At 48.8% G+C, this 7,071-nt stretch carries 7 protein-coding genes and 1 pseudogene; all 8 read left to right on the top strand.

Going from position 1 to position 7,071, the window contains the following annotated elements:
* Positions 1 to 318: pseudogene (locus Q1A40_RS22750) on the top strand (fimbrial protein); the annotation flags it as partial.
* 59 nt (positions 319 to 377) lie between these two features.
* Entirely contained in the window at positions 378 to 1,115 is a 738-nt protein-coding gene (locus tag Q1A40_RS22745; protein WP_367275785.1) for a molecular chaperone, read from the top strand.
* A complete protein-coding gene (locus Q1A40_RS22740; protein ID WP_300006041.1) occupies positions 1,102 to 1,677 on the top strand; it encodes a fimbrial protein in 576 nt (191 codons plus the stop codon). The genes Q1A40_RS22745 and Q1A40_RS22740 overlap by 14 nt, the downstream gene beginning before the upstream one ends.
* A gap of 190 nt (positions 1,678 to 1,867) precedes the next feature.
* Positions 1,868 to 2,269 carry a fimbrial protein gene (locus Q1A40_RS22735; RefSeq protein ID WP_300006039.1) on the top strand — a complete coding sequence of 134 codons (402 nt, stop codon included), beginning with the start codon at positions 1,868 to 1,870 and terminating at the stop codon, positions 2,267 to 2,269.
* Between the two features lie 7 nt (positions 2,270 to 2,276).
* A complete protein-coding gene (locus Q1A40_RS22730) occupies positions 2,277 to 2,996 on the top strand; it encodes a molecular chaperone (RefSeq protein WP_300006036.1) in 720 nt (239 codons plus the stop codon).
* 4 nt (positions 2,997 to 3,000) lie between these two features.
* Positions 3,001 to 3,714, top strand: a complete 714-nt coding sequence (locus tag Q1A40_RS22725; RefSeq protein WP_367275784.1) for a molecular chaperone — start codon at positions 3,001 to 3,003, stop codon at positions 3,712 to 3,714.
* A gap of 4 nt (positions 3,715 to 3,718) precedes the next feature.
* Complete coding sequence (locus tag Q1A40_RS22720) at positions 3,719 to 6,319, top strand: fimbria/pilus outer membrane usher protein (protein ID WP_300006034.1); 2,601 nt, start codon at positions 3,719 to 3,721, stop codon at positions 6,317 to 6,319.
* A 36-nt stretch (positions 6,320 to 6,355) separates the two neighbouring features.
* A partial coding sequence (locus Q1A40_RS22715; protein WP_300006032.1) for a hypothetical protein occupies positions 6,356 to 7,071 on the top strand: 716 nt, incomplete at its 3' end.

Here is a 7,071-nt window from a genome sequence, read left to right as displayed (position 1 = left end):
CAGGTCGGGGAAAAAGCCTTAAAAGTTACCCTGGCAGACTGTGCTACCGCTGAATCAGGTAATCTTATTGTTCAGGGAATTACCTCCAATCAGAATAACGATAAAAACTTATTCGTTAATAGTGCTGCTGATACAGTCGGCTTTATGCTTAAAGACGTTGCGAATACTCAGGTCACCACGGACAGCCAGATCCCCCTGGATGTAACGGCGGACGCGGCGACAGACTATATGTTTAAAGTGGGCATGGGATCGACAGATACCACACCTCTCGCGAAAGCCTACAGTGCGCCCATCGTGATTGCCTATATTGTGCAGTAAGTAGAAATAATAGAGAGGCAGAATACATCATTCTGCCTCTTTATTTCACTGTTATACCAATGTCTGAGGCCTATATTTTCATGAAGATAATACTATTATTGATACAGAGCTTATTGTTGCTTTTATCTTTCCCGGCCAGTGCCGGTATTTCTGTTGATGTGACACGGATTATATTTCAGGAAAGTGATTCAGCCCGGGGTAAAACCATTGGTATAAGAAGTGCCGAAAACTCAGGCAGCCCCTATTTAATTAAAGCCCAGGTCATAAAAGATATTCTGGGCTCGCAGGTGAATACCCCTTTTTTTGTCGCCCCCTCTCTGTTCCGGATTGAACCCGGTACGAGCAACCAGGTGGTCATCATGAAAAAGGACTCGCAACTGCCGCATGACCGGGAATCGCTCTTTTATTTCAGGGCGGTTGCGGTCCCCGCCAGTGCGAAGGGCGGTTTGAAGGCCGCCCCCGTTGTGGCCGGGGAATTACAGGTCGCCTCGGCGACGGTCCTGAAACTGTACTACCGGCCGGCCGGGCTGAGCATGCCCTCGCAACAGGCCTTTGCGAATTTAAAATTTACAGCGAACGGCAAGTCAGTGGACGTCAGCAATGCCTCACCGTACTTTGTCACGCTCTCCGGGATAAAAATCAATAGCAGCAAGATTACGCTGGATAAAAACGCCACGAAAAACGTTATTCCGCCCTATTCAAGCCTCTCTTATAACAGCCCGCTGCAGGGGAATAACGTGACGTGGACAATCATTAATGATTACGGCGGTCATGAGGTGTTTAATGGAAAAATATAATAAGGGAATGCGTTTCCTCAGCATAACGATGCTTTCGTTATGTGCCTGTTTTTTTATCCCCGCTGACAGCGTGGCGAGTGACACGGCCGCAGTCTCATTTCAGGCAAAAATCGGTGACGGCAGCTGTGATATTGATTTATCAGACGCCGCCCTCTCATACGGCGTTCACCGTGCCGCAGATATCGAGCCCGCCTCGGCCGTCAGGGTATTGCCTTTATATATTAATATCCGGTGCAACGGCAACACCACCCCCGGACTGAGTGTGAGTGGCAGTACCTATCCGTCATCCCCGGAGGCGCAGGATGTGTTTTTTCGGGACGCGGACTCCGTGGCGACCGGCGTGGGATTTATGGTTCGCAAGGGGGAAAGCGGGGTTAACAGCGCAAATTTTTATAATCCCGATGCCGCGTTTAAAAACGGTGAGTCGATTCAATTACCCGCTGTATCAGAACAGGATCCACATAGTGACTATTTACTGTTAGGCCTGGTCAGGGTGGGAAGCGATCAGGTCACACCCGGAATGATTAAATCAACACTGACAGTCAGAGTGGACTATGAATAATCTCATCATGCTGTTTTTGCATATGCAAAAAAAAATGTTAATAAACATTCTTGTTAACCCGTGTCTCTTTTTTATCTTTCTGAACAGTGCAACGGCTGGGACATCATCCCATACCATAACGTTTCAGGCAAAATTCATTCCGGGCTCCTGCGATATCACCGTTAATCCGCCGTCAATTAACTGGGGGACCGTGCTTGCTTCAGACATTAAACAGGCGGGTGAAACGGGAATTCAGGCAAAGGACATCACCGTAACCTATGCGAATTGTAGCGGCCTCGGGATCAGCCCTAAATTATCGGTAACGGGTGGGGCATTTACTGCAGGTATCCCTTTATTTTCTGATACCGATGCGGCGACAGACAGTGACGCGAGGGGTTATGGCGTGCGTCTGGTCCATAAAGGCAATATGGATACCCCACTGGATAATAAGGATGTCGTTCCTGTCGGTCAGCCAGATATGCAGTTAGGCGATCTTAACGGGACGGAGTCCGGATTCTCTGCAAGTCTTTCATGCGGCAGTAACTGTGGCGGCACAACGCTGCGAAATGGCGACCTGACGGCAAGGGTCACCTTTACATTCTTATATGAATAAGACCGGTATGAAAAAACATATTAAACAATTACTGCTTTTTATTCTTTTGCTTCATGCGTTTTTATCCGCGCATGCAAAGGGGATAAGCCTGAGCAGTACCCGCGTTATCGTGAATGCTTCTGAGCCCGGCGCCGTTGTCACTGTACGTAATAATAGTCAGTCCCCCTGGTTAATCCGGGCGCGGGCGCAATTACATCCCGATAGCTCAGCTACCGCACCTTTTACGGTTACGCCGCCGTTATTCAGAATTGAGCCTGACAGCAACAATACGGTGCGGATACTGAATATGGATCCCGCGGGCTTGCCGGCAGACAGGGAATCCGTATTTTATCTGAGTTTTCTGGCTATTCCGGCTTCCGACAAATTAGCTGACTCCGCGACTCCGGCAGTTGCGGCCCGGGTCACTATCGGTGTCGAGTCCGTGATTAAATTATTTTATCGCCCTCAAAAAATAGAAAATAAAACCGCATCGGCAAACGATTTGAAGGCGGACTATAAAAATAACGTTATCACGCTACAGAATGTCACGCCCTGGTATCAGACATTATCTCAGCTTACGCTAAACGGAAAGCATATCCCCGTTCGGGATACCGGTGCGATGCTGGCCCCCTTCAGTTCAAAAGCATTCCCGGTGCCTGAAAAAATAACGGCCCCGGTGAACGTGAGCTGGTCCGTAATTAATGACCTGGGGGTTGAAAGTGACACCCATAAAATAACGGCGAACTGAGATAATGATGAATACGATAAAATATACCCCCCTGAGTGTAATATTTTTTGTTGCGTTTTCATTACAGGCGGCCTCTTTTGAAAATTCCCTGTTATTAAACGCCACCCGGGTGATTTATAAAGCCTCTGATAAAAAAGGCGTGGTTTTCAGCGTGACCAATAACGGCAGCCTGCCGTATCTCCTGCAGGCCCGAATACGGGAAAACAGCCAGGATCCGAAAAAAGACATTCCGTTTATTATCACGCCGCCGTTAAAAAGACTGGCGCCGCAGGAAAGCGTGCGGCTGCGTATTATTTATGCGGGTGACACTTTACCCCGGGACAGAGAGTCGGTGTTCAGTCTCGTGTTAAAACAAATCCCCGCGCAGGATTTAAATCACACATCAAAAATAACAACGGTGTCTGTCGCCACCCAGAATACCCTCAAACTGTTTTACCGGCCCGCGGAAATAGAAGAACGCAATGCGGATAAAGAGAGGGAGAATGTCGTCTTTAAAAAGGAGCCTGACTCTCTGGCGGTCAGCAACCCGACGCCATTCTGGGTGACGTTTGAATCGGTCAGCTTAAATAAGCACAACATAGACATTGATAACATGATCCCCCCCTTTGGCCGGTCGGTGATGCCTTTAAAGGAGAAAACGGAAGGGGGCAGTCTGGAGTGGACAACAATCAATGATAACGGCTATCCGTCAGAGCCTAAAGTGGAGAGGGTGAAATAATACCATGATAATTAAAAATGACCGTCACCGTAACCGGACTCTCACGTTACGCCGTCGTTGTGCGGTAAAAAAAATCGCGGTTCTGATTTACAGTACGCTGTTTATGAGCAGCCTGGCGTTCTCAGAAGACTACTTTGACCCGGGTTTTTTACTGGTCACGGGAGAAAAAAATACCGTCGACCTGTCTGTCTTCAGTGAGGCCGGCGGCATGACGGAAGGGAAATACACCCTGAACATCGTGATAAACCAGCGGGATGCGGGACAGTACACGCTGAACTTTATCAAAAACAAGCAAGGTGCTGTCACGCCGGAATTGACCCCGGATCTGCTCAGCGAGCTTGGCGTGAATGTGGAAAATATTCCGGCGTTTAAACACGTGCCCGCAGATAAGCCTGTTGATGATTTAACCGCGCTGATCCCCAAATCCACGGTGCGCTTTGATATGGCCAGACTGGAGTTACTGATAAGTGTTCCTCAGGTTGCCATGAAACCGGACATGAATAATATTGTGGATCCCTCGCTTTTTGATAATGGCATACCGGCTTTTCTGATGAATTATACCCTGAGCGGCGGGCGCTCTGAATATAATCAGGCGGGTATAAAATCAACGGGGAATACGTTTTTTGCCCTGGCGCATTCCGGCATCAATATTGGCCCCTGGCGTCTGCGCAGTTCAATGTCACACAGTTATAGCGATACCCGTGGCAGCCATGCGGACAAGCGGTCACAACGTAAAACGACATTTTCGAATACCTATGTCCAGCGTGACATTGTGAGAATGAAGTCAAATATATTAGCCGGTGAAGGCTCAACCAATAGCGATATCTTTGACAGTATCTTGTTCCGGGGCGTAAAACTGGCGACAAACACGCAGATGTCCCCCTCACAGTTACAGGGTTTTTCACCGGCAATTGAAGGGGTGGCGAACAGCAGTGCCCGCATTGTGGTGCGCCAGAACGGCAATGTGATATATGAAACCCTGGTCGCCGCCGGGCCGTTCCGTATCAACAATATCCCGCAGTCCGGGCTGTCGGGCGATTACCAGGTGGCGATTATTGAATCTAATGGCGAGACGCGGAATATCAGTATTCCTTACTCGTCCCTGCCGATAATGAAAAGGCCGGGGTCTTTTGAATATGAAGTCACGGCGGGACAGTATAATTCAAGTCAGACCACGAAATCCCGCGGGACACGATTTTTGCTGGGGACATTAACGTACGGGTTACCGAAAGCCATTACCTTATATGGCGGGGCAATCATTTCCAATGACTACCAGTCAGTAAATATCGGCAGCGGCTTGTCGCTGGGGGCATTCGGGGCCTTTTCCGCGGATATCACCTCGGCCATTGCCAGCCTGAACGCGAAAAACAATACGGGAAACTCTTACCGGCTGCGCTACTCAAAAAGTATGCTTTCCACGGGCACCACCTTTGATTTAACCGCCCTGCGCTACTCCACAAAGAATTTTTATACGTTTAATGAATTTAATAATGAAGGGTTCAGGTTAAATGATTATGAAGCGCCGTGGACCCGGTACAGAAAAAGAAGCAGCTTCCAGACCAGTGTCCGCCAGCAGCTGGGGGACTACGGCAATATCGGCCTGAGACTGTCCAAAGACGACTACTGGGGGAACCAGAGAAGCATTAAAGGCATGTCGCTTTCTTATAACAACAGCTATAAATCGGTGAGTTACAGCATGAGTTATGACATCTCACGGTTAAGTGATTACGGGAATGAATGGGCGGAGGACAGACGTTTCTCCCTGAATATCAGTATTCCGCTGAGCGTATTCTCTTATAGTCCGGCGCTGAATTCCGCGTACGTCAATACGTCCTTGACCCGTGACAATAACAGGAACACCGTGATGCAGACCGGGATCAGCGGCAGCGCCGTGGATAATAAGCTGAATTATCATGTCAGCCAGAGCCTGGCGAACCGCGGACAGAATAGCAGTAACCTGAATCTGGGGTGGCAGGGGGATAAAGGCAATGTGAATGTCGCCTACGGCTACACGCAGGATTCGCATACCTACAATATCAATGCCAGCGGCGGGTTAGTGGTACACGGGGACGGGATAACCCTGTCGCGTACCCTGGGGGATAGCGTGGCGTTAATCAGCGCCCCCCATGCGCCGGGCGTCAGTGATCTGGGACATTCGGCGAAAACAGACAGTAAGGGCTATGCCGTCGTGCCCTATTTAACCTCCTACCAGAAAAACAAGGTCTCCCTGGATCCGTCAACGTTACCCGACGGTGTGGACGTCACGCAGTCCGATATTAATGTGTACCCGACGTCAGGCGCCGTCGTCAGAGCCGGTTTTGATACAAAAGTCGGGCACCAGCTGTTAATCACGCTGCGGCAGGGCGGGGCCTTTGTTCCCTTTGGTGCCATTGCCACCCTGACCGGGGCGTCCGGGGGACATGAATCGTCGGGTATTGTCGGTGATGACGGACAGGTCTACCTGAGCGGTTTACCTGATAAAGGCACCTTAAACGTCAGTTGGGGGAATGATCCAGACCGGCAGTGCAGGGCAAACTTTGATATCCACAATATTAAAACCGGCAATGATTTCTTTATCAAGAAAATCACTGTCGCCTGTTCTTAATTTAAAAAAAGTGATTATTACCTGATGGGGGCGACAATGATAAGAAATATGGTTAAGTTTTTCTCCGGCATTATTATGATGCTGGCTGCGGTATCCGCCTGTGCTATTCCTGTCACCGGGCCGGGGTTTACGCCGCTGGGGGAAATAGATACTTACGGTGTCGTAAATGATAATCCGAATGATTACACACCTACGCAGAATTATATTGGAGGATTTTTTTTTGTTATCTCAGGAACACCGAGACCTCCTTACTACGCAGCTTGCAACCAAGAAAATCCTTATAATATTTCGCTTATTTCCGGAACGTCTTATTATGGCGCTCGTGTCGCTCCTGGTATTTATCTGGTATTCTATGACAGCGTCATTACTTCTGTAAATTACTATAGACTTACCGGCACAGGACAGCCTTCAGAAACCAGAGTAATTAGATTTGACTCAAATGGACGAATGCAAAATGGCAGTAAAACATGTATAGGCAACACGGTTATCACTACTACTCAAGTTAAGTATACTCATGGCCAACATGACGTGAGCGGGATCTTAAAATATGGGATGTACGTAACGCCAGAGGCAACATCGGGATCCGAGTTTAATTTATCATTTTACGTTTACCGAACACATTCGTCGACGATAGCCATTAACGAGCCGACCCAGGTGAATCTGGTTGACTGCTCTGTCGCAACACCTGCATCAATCGATTTTGGGGATATTCCCGCCGGGAACACGAGGCCCGTTATCGATAACAGTGCAAA

Origin of the sequence: uncultured Cedecea sp. (genome assembly GCF_947498825.1) — a bacterium.
Classification (GTDB): domain Bacteria; phylum Pseudomonadota; class Gammaproteobacteria; order Enterobacterales; family Enterobacteriaceae; genus JGM124.
The sequence above is the reverse complement of the archived record's forward strand: the minus strand, read 5'-3'. Positions and strand labels throughout refer to the sequence as shown.